Consider the following 12,187-nt stretch of genomic DNA (forward strand, 5'->3'; position numbering starts at 1 on the left):
GCCGTGCGCTTTGGCCGTGCGCTTTGCCGGGGTGATCTACGTGCTTCATTGCTTCCAGAAGAAGTCGAAGAAGGGCAGGGAGACACCCAAGCACGAAATCGATCTCGTGACAGTGCGATTGAAGGCGGCCGAGGCGCACTACCGCGAAAACTATGGGAAAGGACCAAAGTCATGACAGAAGACATCACCGCCGAAGTGAGCAGCGGCAACGTGTTTGCGGACCTCGGCTTTGACAATCCCGAGGAGGAATTGCTCAAGGCCAAGCTGGCCCGCGAGATCCGCGCCATTATCAAGCGCCGGCGCCTGACCCAGGCGAAGTCGGCTGAACTGCTCGGAATGAAACAGCCCGACGTCTCCGCGATCGTCACCGGGCGCACGGGTAAGTTTTCAATAGACAGGCTGGTTCGCTGTCTGGACCGCCTCGACTACAAGGTCGACGTGGTGGTTCGCCACAAGCCTCGACGGTCAACTCGTGCTGAAGCCGCTTGATCAGACGGCTTTGCCGACGAGGCATAATTGAGGGCGAGCGCCGCCCTTGCCTGAAGATCGTCAGCCTTGATCACAGGTCGGCACCGCCAATCTCCTGTATTTGCACGCTACGCCACTACGCCTCGATATTGGTGTTGAAACCACTCGAGATGCGGCTCTCTTAATCATCCCCGTCCAGGGGCCGTCCATGTTCCCCCGGATCGAAACGGGGACAGGATGGCAGCTTCGCCTCACAATTCCGAAGGTCTTGCACGCGGCGCACGCATGCTGCGCACAGCGCTCGGACCTGCGATCGCGAGCTATCTCGACGACGCGGGCATCGTCGAAGTGATGCTCAACCCCGATGGGCGTTTGTGGATCGACCGCCTGTCCGAGGGGTTGTCCGACACGGGAGAGCGCCTGTCGGCGGCGGACGGCGAGCGCATCGTTCGCCTCGTTGCTCATCATGTCGGTGCTGAAGTCCACGCCGGCGCCCCACGCGTCTCGGCCGAGCTGCCCGAGACAGGGGAGCGGTTCGAGGGGCTTCTTCCTCCCGTCGTCGCGGCGCCTGCCTTCGCGATCCGCAAGCCTGCCGTCGCCATCTTCACCCTTGAAGATTATGTCGCGACCGGGATCATGTCGGGGCAGCAGGCGGAGGCGCTGCGCCAGGGCGTTGCCAACCGCGCGAACATCCTCGTTGCGGGTGGCACATCCACGGGCAAGACAACGCTCATCAACGCGCTGCTGGCCGAAGTGGCCAAGACTGCCGATCGCGTCGTCATCATCGAGGATACGCGCGAACTGCAATGCGCCGCGCGAAATCTCGTGGCGATGCGAACGAAAGACGGCGTCGCCTCGCTCTCCGATCTCGTTCGTTCATCGCTGCGCCTGCGCCCCGACCGCATTCCGGTCGGCGAGGTGCGCGGAGCCGAGGCGCTCGAACTGCTGAAGGCCTGGGGCACCGGCCACCCCGGCGGCCTCGGCACGATCCACGCGGGCAGCGCCATTGGCGCGCTGCGACGGATGGAACAGCTCATCCAGGAAGCCGTCGTCACGGTTCCACGCGCTCTGATCGCCGAAACGATCGACCTGATTGCCGTCCTTTCCGGCCGCGGCTCCGCGCGCCGGCTGTCCGAACTCGCCCGTGTCGATGGCCTTCGCCCGGACGGCGATTACCTGGTCGCTCCAGCCGTCCTCGAGGGCGACGACAGCCCGACCTTGCTCATCCAAAGCCCTGAAGGAGAAAATCCGTGATCCAACGCCTGCGCCTCGCGCGTCATCGTCTCACCATGACCGTTTCCGTTCCCACGCTCATCCTGGTGATGGCCGCGCCCGCTTTTGCCTCCGGCTCGTCGATGCCGTGGGAACAGCCGCTGCAACAGATACTCCAGTCGATCGAAGGCCCGGTCGCCAAGATCATGGCGGTGATCATCATCATCGTCACCGGCCTGACACTCGCCTTCGGCGACACGTCGGGCGGATTCCGCCGGCTCATACAGATCGTGTTCGGCCTGTCCATCGCCTTCGCGGCGTCGAGCTTCTTCCTGTCGTTCTTCTCGTTCGGCGGCGGAGCGCTGATCTGATGGCGGGTTCGGTCGAACAGGGCGGCCCAATGCCCGATTATGCAGTGCCGGGCTATACGGTCCTCGTGCACCGCGCGCTGACCGAGCCGATCCTGCTCGGCGGCGCCCCGCGCGCCATCGCCATCATGAACGGGACGCTCGCGGGCGCCGTGGGGCTGGGACTGCGTCTGTGGCTGGTCGGCCTCGCAATCTGGGCGATCGGCCATGTTGCCGCCGTCTGGGCCGCCAAGCGCGATCCGCTTTTCGTCGACGTCGTTCGCCGGCATCTGCGCATCCCGGCGCATCTCACGGTCTGAGCGAGGTCGCAACGATGATGAACCTTGCCGAATATCGCAACCGTAGCAGCCGGCTCGCCGACTTCCTGCCCTGGGTGGCATTGGTCGGCGCCGGCATCGTCCTCAACAAGGACGGCAGCTTCCAGCGCACCGCGCGTTTCCGCGGCCCCGATCTCGACAGCGCCGTTCCGGCCGAACTGGTCGCCGTCGCCGGCCGGCTCAACAATGCCTTCCGCCGTCTGGGGTCCGGCTGGGCGATCTTCGTGGAGGCGCAGCGCCATGCTTCGACCCGCTATCCCGACAGCCACTTTCCGGATGCGGCCTCGACGCTGGTCGATGCGGAGCGAAAGGCGGGCTTCGAGGAGGCCGGCGCGCACTTCGAGTCCAGCTACTTCCTGACGCTCACCTATCTTGCGCCCGCCGAAGACACCGCCCGTGCGGAAAACTGGCTCTACGAAGGCCGCGAGAAGAAGGGCCTCGACCCCAATGCGGTGCTGACCGGGTTCACAGACCGCAGCGACCGCGTCCTGCGCCTTGTCGAAGCCTTCATGCCGGAGTGCCGCTGGCTCGATGACGCCGAGACGTTGACCTATCTGCATGGCTGCGTCTCGACCAATCGCCACCGTGTCCGCGTTCCCGAAACGCCGATGTATCTCGATGCCATGCTGGTCGACCAGCCGCTGACCGGCGGTCTTGAGCCGCGGCTTGGCGCGTCGCATCTGCGCATTCTGACCGTCACGGGGTTCCCGACCGCGACCACGCCGGGTCTGCTCGACGAACTGAACCGGCTGGCCTTCCCGTATCGCTGGTCGACACGCGCGATCCTGCTCGACAAGACCGATGCGACCCGGCTGCTGACAAAGATCCGGCGTCAATGGTTCGCCAAGCGCAAATCGGTCGCCGCGATCCTCAAGGAGGTGATGACCAACGAGGCATCCGCACTCGTCGACACCGACGCCGCAAACAAGGCCGCCGATGCCGACATGGCGCTGCAGGAGCTCGGCGCCGACTATGCCGGCATGGCCTATGTCACTGCGACGGTGACGGTGTGGGACGATGATCCCGGCATCGCCGACGAAAAACTCCGCCGGATCGAAAAGGTTATCCAGGGCCGCGATTTCACGGCGATCATCGAAACCATCAACGCCGTCGACGCCTGGCTCGGCAGCCTGCCGGGTCATGTTTACGCCAACGTCCGTCAACCTCCCATCTCCACGCTCAATCTCGCCCACATCATCCCGCTTTCCGCGGTGTGGGCGGGGCCGGAACGGGACGAGCATTTTGCAGCGCCCCCTCTGCTCTTCGGCAAGACCGAAGGCTCGACCCCGTTCCGGCTTTCGCTTCATGTCGGCGACGTCGGCCATACGCTGATCGTCGGCCCGACCGGCGCGGGCAAGTCCGTGCTGTTGGCACTGATGGCGCTGCAGTTCCGCCGCTATGCAGGGTCACAGGTATTCGCCTTCGATTTCGGCGGTTCGATCCGCGCGGCGGCACTCGCCATGGGCGGCGACTGGCATGACCTCGGCGGCGATCTCAGTGACGGTGCGATCGACAGCGTCAGCCTTCAACCGTTCGCCCGCATTCATGATGTCCCCGAGCGTGCCTGGGCCGCCGATTGGATCGTGGCGATCCTGACGCGCGAGAATGTGGCGATCACCCCAGAGGTCAAGGAGCATATCTGGACGGCGTTGAGCTCTCTGGCGTCCGCGCCTGTCGAGGAGCGCACGATCACTGGTCTGGTCGTGCTGCTGCAATCAAATGATCTCAAGCAGGCATTGCGCCCCTATTGCGTCGGTGGTCCCTACGGCCGGTTGCTCGATGCCGAGCGCGAACATCTCGGATCGGCGTCGGTCCAGGCATTCGAAACCGAAGGACTGATCGGAACGGGTGCTGCGCCCGCGGTCCTGTCCTATCTCTTCCATCGCATCGAGGACCGGCTCGATGGCTCGCCGACCCTCCTCATCATCGACGAAGGCTGGCTTGCGCTGGACGATGACGGCTTTGCCGGCCAACTCCGCGAATGGCTGAAGACGCTGCGCAAGAAAAACGCCAGCGTCATCTTCGCCACGCAGTCGCTCAGCGACATCGATGGTTCGGCAATCGCGCCCGCGATCATCGAGAGCTGCCAGACCCGGCTTCTGCTGCCGAACGAGCGCGCCATCGAGCCGCAGATCACCGCGATCTATCGCCGCTTCGGCCTCAACGATCGGCAGATCGAGATCATCGCGCGGGCGATGCCGAAGCGCGACTATTACTGCCAGTCCCGTCGCGGCAATCGGCTGTTCGAGCTCGGTCTGTCGGATGTGGCGCTCGCGCTCTGCGCTGTATCCGCGAAGACCGACCAAACCGCGATCGCCCGCATCGTCGCCGAGCATGGCCGCGACGGCTTCCTCGCTGCCTGGCTGACCCACCGCAATTTGGGCTGGGCCGTTGAACTCGTTCCCGCCCTAACCAGCCCCGCCCTCACCAACAAGGAGAAGTCCCCATGAAACTGCGCCGTTCCCTTGGCAAGCGGCTTGCTGTCGCCCTGCTTGTCGCTCCGGTCACCCTGGCGCCAATGCTGGCGACGCCGGCACACGCGTTCATTGTGTTCGATCCCTCGAACTATACGCAGAACGTCCTGACGGCAGCGCGCTCGCTGGAGCAGATCACCAACCAGATCACCTCGCTTCAGAACCAGGCGCAGATGCTCATCAACCAGGCCCGCAATCTCGCAAGCTTGCCATTCTCCTCACTGCAGCAGCTCCAGCAGTCGGTGCAGCGCACGCAGCAGTTGCTCGGCCAGGCGCAGAACATTGCCTATGACGTCCAGCAGATCGATCAGGCCTTCCAGCAGAAATACGGCAACGTCTCGCTGTCGGCTTCGGATCAGCAACTCGTAACCGATGCGCGCTCGCGCTGGGGCAACACGGTTGGTGGCCTTCAGGACGCCATGCGTGTGCAGGCGGGCGTCGTCGGCAACATCGACACCAATCGCAGTGAGATGTTGGCGCTGGTCGGCCAGAGCCAGGGTGCGACCGGCGCGCTTCAGGCAACGCAGGCCGGCAACCAGCTCCTCGCGCTTCAGGCGCAGCAACTCGCCGATCTCACCGCTGTCGTCGCCGCGAATGGTCGGGCGCAGGCGTTGCAATCGGCCGAGCAGGCCACCGCCGCTGACCAGGGCCGCGAGCAGCGCCGGCGCTTCCTGACGCAGGGCTCGGGCTACCAGCCCGGCAGTGCGCAGATGTTCTATGGCAAGAACTGAGGCCCGCGCGATGGACGGCAAGATCCTCGCTCGCATCGGTGCAGTCGTCTTCATCGCGGTCGCTTTGACAGTGACCGCAATCGAGATGAGCAGCAAGGACGATGAGGCTGATGCCCTTGCGACCCGGGACCGTTCCATCGCGTCACAAGACCCGCTCGCGTCCGAATTGCGCCGCTGTTCCGAGATCGGCGAGGCCGGCCCTCGCGATCCCGTCTGCCTGAAAGCGTGGGCAGACAGCCGGCGCCGGTTTCTCGGTCAACGTGACACGGCAACCGCGCCTGCCGCCGTTGCCCCGAAAACGCTATTCCCTGATGTGCCGGCATCAGCCAACCGGAAAGAAGGGACGCGAACGGATGTGACCGCTCCCGCGATGCAGGTCGAGCCGCCCCGGCCGGAGATTCGCTGACATGGGCGGCATGGGCGTCATCGACCATTTCCTCGAAGTCTTCACGCGCTACATCGACGGCGGCTTCGGCCTGCTCGGCGGCGAGGTCGGCTTCATCGCCACGACCCTGATTGTCATAGACGTGACGTTGGCGGCGCTCTTCTGGTCCTGGGGGGCGGACGACGATATCATGGCGCGCCTCGTCAAGAAGACGCTGTTCGTCGGCGTCTTCGCCTATCTCATCTCCAACTGGAATAATCTCGCCCGCATCGTCTTCGAAAGCTTCGCCGGGCTTGGCCTGAAGGCCTCGGGAACGGGTTTTGCCGTCGACGATCTCATGCGCCCGGGTAAGGTGGCGCAGACCGGGCTCGACGCCGGCCGGCCGTTGCTGGACTCGATCTCGAACCTGATGGGCTATTGGTCCTTCTTCGAGAACTTCATCCAGATCGCCTGCATGTTCTTCGCCTGGGCGCTGGTGCTGCTGGCCTTCTTCATCCTGGCAATCCAGCTCTTTGTCACCTTGATCGAGTTCAAGCTGACGACGCTCGCCGGTTTCGTGCTGATACCCTTCGGTCTGTTCGGCAAGTCCGCCTTCATGGCCGAGCGGGTGCTCGGCAACGTCATCTCGTCCGGCATCAAGGTGCTGGTGCTCGCCGTCGTCATCGGTATCGGTTCGACTCTTTTCTCCGAGTTCACCGCAGGCTTCAGCGGCAACACGCCGTCGATCGACGACGCCATGGCGATCGTGCTGGCCGCGCTGTCGTTGCTCGGCCTTGGCATATTTGGACCTGGCATTGCCAACGGTCTCGTCTCCGGCGGCCCGCAACTCGGCGCGGGCGCAGCGGTCGGCACCGGGCTCGCCGCCGGCGGCATGGCAGCAGTGGGCGCCGCGGCTGCCGGCGCCGTGATGTCCGGCGGCGCGGCTGTCAGCGGCGGTGCTGCAGCGGCGGCCCGTGGCGGTGCCGCGACCGCGGGCAGGGCATCCACAGCCTACAATCTCGGCGCGGCCGGAGATTCTGGTTTTTCCGGCGTCGCATCCGGGCTCGGCGGTGTCATCGGCGCCGGCGCCCAGGGTGCCATTTCACCGCTCAAGCGCGCGGCCAATAATGCGGCAGGCAGCATGAAGCACAGCTACCAGTCCGGCGCTCGCGCAGCCTTCGAGACGACGGGCGGATCATCCACCGCTGGCACAATCGGCGCGGACACTGGCAAAGCCGGCTCCGCTCCCGTCGCGTCTTCCGTAGCCGAAAGTCAGCCTGCCTGGGCGAAGCGCATGAAGCGCTCGCAACAGATGACCCATGGTGTCCAGGCCGCCGCCCACGCCGTTCGCAGTGGCGACAGCCATGGCGGCGGCTCCTCGATCAACCTCTCTGAAAGAGACTAAGCATGTTCAAACGACCGTCCACGCACTACGGCAGATCCCCACAACCCGAGACGCCCTACCAACGCGCTGCACAGGTCTGGGACGAGCGCATCGGTTCGGCTCGCGTGCAGGCGCGCCATTGGCGTTACATGGCCTTCGGTTGCCTGGCGCTCGCCGCCGGGTTCTCCGCCGCGCTCGTCTGGCAATCCGCCAACGGCTCGATCGTGCCCTGGGTGGTGCAGGTCGATCGTCTCGGCCAGGCGCAGGCTGTCGCCCCAGCGGTCGGCGACTATCAGCCGAACGATCCGCAGATCGCCTTCTACCTGGCCGCCTTCATCGAACAGGTGAGGTCGATCCCCGCCGATCCGGTCATCGTGCGGCAGAACTGGCTGCGCGCCTATGACTTCGCGACGCAGGGCGGGGCGCTGGCTCTCAACGACTATGCGCGCGCCAATGACCCGTTCACCAAGGTCGGCAAACAGCAGATCGCCGTCGACGTGTCGTCGGTCATCCGCGCATCCCCAGTGAGCTTCCGCATCGCCTGGGTCGAACGCCGCTATCAGGACGGCTCCCTTGCTTCCACGGAGCGCTGGTCCGCGATCCTTACAATTGTCGTGCAGCCCCCGCGCGACGCCGACGCACTGAGGAAGAACCCGCTCGGCATCTACATCAACGCCATCAATTGGTCGAAGGAGCTTGGACAATGACGCCCGCACTCTTCAAGGCCGCCCACTGGGGGTGTCCAACTTTCCTCATCCACGCAATGCCGGCTTTCCGCAAGATGGCCTTTCCAGCACTGCTGCTTTGCACTTCGGCGCTTGCAGGCTGTGCCACCAGGCAGAAGCCGCCGGAAATTTCCTATGACGATCCGATCCCGGCCGTGCAAGCCGTCGATCAGCCCCCGCCCGTCAAGGTGGTAGAGCTGTCAAAGCCGCTGCCGCTTCCAGGCCAGTTGAAGCCGGTCGGCAAGGACGCAAAGCCCGAGCCGGAACCGTCCGATCCGACCGCGCGCGTGAACCTGGCCAATGCGGCCGCGCGCATGCAGCCTGTCCGCAACGGGTTCATCAACTCGATGCAGGTCTATCCCTTCGTCGATGGCGCGCTCTATCAGGTCTATGCCTCGCCGGGACAGATCACCGACATCGCGCTCCAGCCCGGCGAGCAGCTCGTCGGCTCCGGCCCCGTCGCCGCCGGTGACACCGTGCGCTGGATCATCGGCGATACCGAGAGCGGTACGGGCGGGACCAAGCAAGTCCACATCCTCGTCAAGCCGACGCGCGCCGAACTCATAACCAATCTCGTCATCAATACCGATCGGCGCACCTATCACATGGAACTTCGCTCGACGCCGTCGACCTATATGGCCTCGGTCTCCTGGCAATACCCGCAGGACCAACTCATCGCCTTGCGCAGGCAGAACCAGCAGGCTGAAGCTGCGCAGCCGGTCTCGACCGGCATCGATCTTTCTCGCGTCAATTTCCGCTACGACGTGACGGGCGATCGCGCACCGTGGCGGCCGCTGCGCGCCTTCGACGATGGCAAGCAGGTGTTCATCGAGTTCCCGCGGGGCATCGGCCAGGGCGAGATGCCGCCACTCTTCGTGGTCGGGCCGGAAGGCGACACGTCGGAGCTGGTGAACTATCGCGTGCGCGGCAACTACATGATCGTCGATCGGCTGTTTGCCGCCGCCGAGTTGCGGTTCGGCGCAGGCAAGAAACAGCAGCGCATCCGTATCTCCCGCAACGATGGGGTTAGGAGCAGTCGATTTTCATGGATGCGTGGCCCTGGTGAGACCCCGCCAGCGACGAACCTCCGAACAGACAGCGGAGGGTCGCCATCATGAGCGACAGATTGAATCCCGGGAAGGAAGAAGGCCGGGGGCCGATGAATGACGCCCGGCCGGAGGCGCCGGTCGAGGATGACGCCCGGCCGTTGACAGGCGAGCCGGCCGCGGCCATGCGGCTGCGCGCCGAGCCGCCGCGCGTGACGCGTCTGTCCCGCAAGGCGCTGGCCGGATTGGGGCTCGCCGCAAGCCTGACTGTCGGCGGCGCGCTGATTTACGCGCTGCAGAACCGTCAGCAAGGCCAGGGTCAGGAGCTGTATTCAACCGACAATCGATCGACGCCCGATGGGCTCGCCGGCCTCCCAAAGGACTATGCGGGCGTTCCGAAGCTTGGCCCACCGCTTCCCGGCGATCTCGGCCGCCCTATTCTCGCCGCACAGAATGGCGGCCCCGCGCCATCGACCGGCCCCATTGGACCGGACGCGGAGGTGCAGCGCCGGGAGCAGGAAATGGAAGCGGCGAGGACCGCGCGCCTGTTCGCGTCCACGCAAACGCGGGAGGCGGGTGAGGCGACTGCCGCTCAGTCTACAACAGGCACCGCGCCACAGCCCGACCTTTCCAGCCTAGGCCTCGCGCCGCAGCCAGCGACTCCCTCGGCGCAGGACCGCCAGCGCGCATTCCTAGATCAGGCGCCGGACAAGCGCACCGTCTCGCCTGATCGAGTCGCGGCGCCGGCGTCGAAGAACGTCCTGCAGGCGGGCGCCGTCATCGCAGCCGCCCTCATCACCGGCATTCGTTCCGACCTGCCGGGTCAGATTACCGCGCAGGTGACGGAGAATGTCTATGACAGCCCCACCGGACACATCCGTCTCATTCCTCAGGGGACGCGCCTCATCGGCCAGTATGACAATGGTGTCGGCTTTGGCCAGCGTCGCGTATTGCTGGTATGGACCAGACTGATTTTTCCAGACGGCCGCTCCATCGTTCTGGAACGTGAGCCTGGCGCGGACGCCGAGGGCTATGCTGGCCTCGAGGACGGCGTCGACTATCACTGGGGCGAGTTGTTCAAGGCTGCAGCACTTTCCACGGTTCTGAGCATCGGGGCGCAGGCAGGCTCATCGGGCCAGGAGAGCGACATCATGCGCGCCCTGCGCCAGGGTGCTTCCGACAGCATCAGCCAGACAGGCCAGCAGATCGTCCAGCGGCAGCTCAACATAGCGCCGACACTCACCATCCGGCCGGGATTCCCGGTGCGCGTCATCGTCACGCGCGATCTCGTGCTCGAACCTTACGGGGGTTGAAAATGGCCAAGCTGAAACTGGGACCAATCGCCGACGACAAACCCGTCAAGGTCATGGTGGAACTCCCTGCGGCACTGCACCGCGATCTGACTGCTTATGCCGAGATCCTCGGTCGCGAAGCGGGCCAACGGCCAGCCGATCCGCCGCGCCTCATCGTTGCGATGTTGGAGCGGTTCATTGCGACGGATCGAGGCTTCGCCAGCGCAAAGCGATCGGAGGGTGGTTGAAGGCCGGACGACTGAAGTCGAACCGGATCAATCTCGCCAGAATTCATGGATTGATTTCAAGCGCTTGACAGGGTAGGCTCAAGTCGCGTGTCACCATGTTTCTTGCAGTCCCAACCAGCCGCAAAAGCGTACGCTTGGGGTTCGATTCCAGCCACACCGCCTTGACCGAACTGATGCTGTTCTGACCGTCGATGGGTTTCCACACCGTAGCGCCGATGGCGACTGTCCTGGCAAAACCTTCGCCTGCCAGAGTTACGCCTTGGCCGAGTTGTATCTTGAGGATGACCGTCGCTTCGCTCGCGCGACATATTTGAATGGCGGGGCCACCATCTGCGGCAATCTTTTCCAGCAGAACCGGATCCTGCGGCGATCCGACCGAAACCAGCAGACAAGTATCTGCAAGATCCCTCCATCTGACTGCCGGCCTTTCAGCGAGCGGATGGCCGCCCGGCAGGAGAACGAACAGGCGCTCGTGCCCAAATAGCTCGCTGCGGCATAAGGCGCCGTTCTCGAGCCCGTGCGTGAAGACGATGTCAAGGCGCCGGCGACGTATTGCCGCCAGACACTGTTCATTGGGAACGTCCTCGATGGCGATGCACACGTCCGGATGTAAGCTGCGGAATCGATCGACAAGGCGCGCCACGAACGCCCGGCCTATCTGGCCGCACAACCCTATCTTGACTGTTTTGGCATCCTGGTCGCCACGACCACCTCCGGCCAAGGCATCTTGCAAGCCTTCATAGTGAGCCCGGACGAGGTCAGTCCAGGCCCGGCCTGCTTCAGTCAGCCGAACACCATGGACGTCGCGATCAAACAACTGCATGTCCAGCAATTGTTCGAGAGCAACGATGTTGCGGCTGACACAGGATTCCCTCACTCTGAGAACTCTTGCGGCCTGCCTGAGGCTACCATGGTCGACAGCTGCGAAGACATGGTCCAAACGGCGGAGCGTGTTGTTGACCTGTCTCAAGGCTCAGAAGCCTATTCTTGCGCGGCGGCGCTAACCGGCAGGGTCGGATACAGGCTGGTTTCGTAGACGTACTCGAGCGGAATGGCTGGAGCGGCCATCTGGGAAAGGTACCGGTTGAGGTTTTCCGCGCTATTGCTCGCAGCGAGGCTACAGAAATTTCCACTGTTCCAGGTCAGGGAGCAGTGGCTGAAATGCGCGCGTATCGCGTCAGCCATCTGCGCCAAAGTGACCTCATTGCCGAACATCGTATCCAGAACGAGGGTTTGCTTCTTCTCGATTTCGTCTGGGGGAAAATAGCGCGCCTTGAAGCCGAAATCCTTTTGATATTCGCGACGCCTGTAGTCCGGCTCCTCGGTAGCCCGGAACTTTTCGACGAAGACGAAGATTCCGTCCTGCTTGAGGTGCTGGGTCACGAACTCGATCTGGCTTGCTCTGTTTGGCGAGTACATCTGAAAGGTCGTATCCTCCAGAATGATATCGAACCCGTCAGCGAAATTTGCCAGCCGCGGATCCGAGCTCAGGACGTCCTTTGTCAAATGATGGAAGGGACCAATGAAGAAGTCAGCGTGCGGTGGTTCGCCATAGGCC

14 protein-coding genes and 1 pseudogene are annotated in these 12,187 nt (G+C 64.0%); 13 read left to right on the forward strand and 2 right to left on the reverse strand.

The window, feature by feature from the left end; genetic code table 11:
- Nucleotides 1–16 precede the first annotated feature (16 nt).
- The 13 genes from ACXJ7R_RS13605 (at nucleotide 17) to ACXJ7R_RS13665 (ending at nucleotide 10,629) form a co-directional block, all read left to right on the forward strand.
- Nucleotides 17–175, forward strand: coding sequence for a type II toxin-antitoxin system RelE/ParE family toxin (locus ACXJ7R_RS13605; protein ID WP_457152296.1), 159 nt, complete (start codon nucleotides 17–19; stop codon nucleotides 173–175).
- Nucleotides 172–489 (forward strand): helix-turn-helix domain-containing protein, encoded by a 318-nt coding sequence (locus ACXJ7R_RS13610; RefSeq protein ID WP_023707464.1) that lies wholly within the window; start codon nucleotides 172–174, stop codon nucleotides 487–489. Before ACXJ7R_RS13605 ends, ACXJ7R_RS13610 begins: the two co-directional genes overlap by 4 nt.
- A 216-nt stretch (nucleotides 490–705) precedes the next feature.
- Nucleotides 706–1,722 carry a P-type conjugative transfer ATPase TrbB gene (trbB, locus tag ACXJ7R_RS13615; RefSeq protein WP_457152285.1) on the forward strand — a complete coding sequence of 339 codons (1,017 nt, stop codon included), beginning with the start codon at nucleotides 706–708 and terminating at the stop codon, nucleotides 1,720–1,722.
- 35 nt (nucleotides 1,723–1,757) lie between these two features.
- Nucleotides 1,758–2,051, forward strand: coding sequence for a TrbC/VirB2 family protein (locus ACXJ7R_RS13620; RefSeq protein ID WP_245331107.1), 294 nt, complete (start codon nucleotides 1,758–1,760; stop codon nucleotides 2,049–2,051).
- A complete protein-coding gene (locus ACXJ7R_RS13625; protein WP_457152286.1) occupies nucleotides 2,051–2,347 on the forward strand; it encodes a VirB3 family type IV secretion system protein in 297 nt (98 codons plus the stop codon). The genes ACXJ7R_RS13620 and ACXJ7R_RS13625 overlap by 1 nt, the downstream gene beginning before the upstream one ends.
- Nucleotides 2,348–2,361: 14 nt before the next feature.
- Complete coding sequence (gene trbE, locus ACXJ7R_RS13630) at nucleotides 2,362–4,815, forward strand: conjugal transfer protein TrbE (protein ID WP_457152287.1); 2,454 nt, start codon at nucleotides 2,362–2,364, stop codon at nucleotides 4,813–4,815.
- Complete coding sequence (gene trbJ / locus ACXJ7R_RS13635; RefSeq protein ID WP_457152288.1) at nucleotides 4,812–5,570, forward strand: P-type conjugative transfer protein TrbJ; 759 nt, start codon at nucleotides 4,812–4,814, stop codon at nucleotides 5,568–5,570. Before trbE ends, trbJ begins: the two co-directional genes overlap by 4 nt.
- A gap of 10 nt (nucleotides 5,571–5,580) precedes the next feature.
- A complete protein-coding gene (gene trbK-alt / locus ACXJ7R_RS13640) occupies nucleotides 5,581–5,976 on the forward strand; it encodes a putative entry exclusion protein TrbK-alt (RefSeq protein WP_457152289.1) in 396 nt (131 codons plus the stop codon).
- Nucleotide 5,977: 1 nt separating this feature from the next.
- A complete protein-coding gene (gene trbL / locus ACXJ7R_RS13645) occupies nucleotides 5,978–7,339 on the forward strand; it encodes a P-type conjugative transfer protein TrbL (RefSeq protein WP_457152290.1) in 1,362 nt (453 codons plus the stop codon).
- 2 nt (nucleotides 7,340–7,341) lie between these two features.
- Nucleotides 7,342–8,025 (forward strand): conjugal transfer protein TrbF, encoded by a 684-nt coding sequence (gene trbF, locus ACXJ7R_RS13650; RefSeq protein ID WP_457152291.1) that lies wholly within the window; start codon nucleotides 7,342–7,344, stop codon nucleotides 8,023–8,025.
- Entirely contained in the window at nucleotides 8,022–9,161 is a 1,140-nt protein-coding gene (gene trbG / locus ACXJ7R_RS13655; protein ID WP_457152292.1) for a P-type conjugative transfer protein TrbG, read from the forward strand. Before trbF ends, trbG begins: the two co-directional genes overlap by 4 nt.
- Nucleotides 9,158–10,402: a TrbI/VirB10 family protein gene (locus ACXJ7R_RS13660; protein WP_457152293.1), complete on the forward strand. Its 1,245-nt coding sequence runs from the start codon at nucleotides 9,158–9,160 to the stop codon at nucleotides 10,400–10,402. The genes trbG and ACXJ7R_RS13660 overlap by 4 nt, the downstream gene beginning before the upstream one ends.
- 2 nt (nucleotides 10,403–10,404) lie before the next feature.
- The gene (locus ACXJ7R_RS13665; protein WP_457152294.1) at nucleotides 10,405–10,629 is read left to right on the forward strand and encodes a DUF2274 domain-containing protein; all 225 of its coding nucleotides are present in this window, start codon (nucleotides 10,405–10,407) and stop codon (nucleotides 10,627–10,629) included.
- 43 nt (nucleotides 10,630–10,672) lie between these two features.
- On the opposite strand, the gene ACXJ7R_RS13670 is transcribed toward ACXJ7R_RS13665, so the two are convergent.
- Together ACXJ7R_RS13670 and ACXJ7R_RS13675 are read right to left on the reverse strand one after the other, a co-directional pair.
- A complete protein-coding gene (locus tag ACXJ7R_RS13670) occupies nucleotides 10,673–11,599 on the reverse strand; it encodes a LysR substrate-binding domain-containing protein (RefSeq protein WP_457152295.1) in 927 nt (308 codons plus the stop codon).
- 11 nt (nucleotides 11,600–11,610) lie between these two features.
- Nucleotides 11,611–12,187: pseudogene (locus tag ACXJ7R_RS13675) on the reverse strand (class I SAM-dependent methyltransferase); the annotation flags it as partial.

The organism is Mesorhizobium sp. P5_C1 (assembly GCF_054049815.1).

Bases quoted from the DNA above. Each gene is read 5' to 3' on its own strand.
- ACXJ7R_RS13610 (WP_023707464.1), top strand. From the start codon at position 172: ATGACAGAAGACATCACCGCCGAAGTGAGCAGCGGCAACGTGTTTGCG.
- trbB (WP_457152285.1), top strand. From the start codon at position 706: ATGGCAGCTTCGCCTCACAATTCCGAAGGTCTTGCACGCGGCGCACGC.
- ACXJ7R_RS13620 (WP_245331107.1), top strand. From the start codon at position 1,758: ATGACCGTTTCCGTTCCCACGCTCATCCTGGTGATGGCCGCGCCCGCT.
- ACXJ7R_RS13625 (WP_457152286.1), top strand. From the start codon at position 2,051: ATGGCGGGTTCGGTCGAACAGGGCGGCCCAATGCCCGATTATGCAGTG.
- trbE (WP_457152287.1), top strand. From the start codon at position 2,362: ATGATGAACCTTGCCGAATATCGCAACCGTAGCAGCCGGCTCGCCGAC.
- trbJ (WP_457152288.1), top strand. From the start codon at position 4,812: ATGAAACTGCGCCGTTCCCTTGGCAAGCGGCTTGCTGTCGCCCTGCTT.
- trbK-alt (WP_457152289.1), top strand. From the start codon at position 5,581: ATGGACGGCAAGATCCTCGCTCGCATCGGTGCAGTCGTCTTCATCGCG.
- trbL (WP_457152290.1), top strand. From the start codon at position 5,978: ATGGGCGGCATGGGCGTCATCGACCATTTCCTCGAAGTCTTCACGCGC.
- trbF (WP_457152291.1), top strand. From the start codon at position 7,342: ATGTTCAAACGACCGTCCACGCACTACGGCAGATCCCCACAACCCGAG.
- trbG (WP_457152292.1), top strand. From the start codon at position 8,022: ATGACGCCCGCACTCTTCAAGGCCGCCCACTGGGGGTGTCCAACTTTC.
- ACXJ7R_RS13660 (WP_457152293.1), top strand. From the start codon at position 9,158: ATGAGCGACAGATTGAATCCCGGGAAGGAAGAAGGCCGGGGGCCGATG.
- ACXJ7R_RS13665 (WP_457152294.1), top strand. From the start codon at position 10,405: ATGGCCAAGCTGAAACTGGGACCAATCGCCGACGACAAACCCGTCAAG.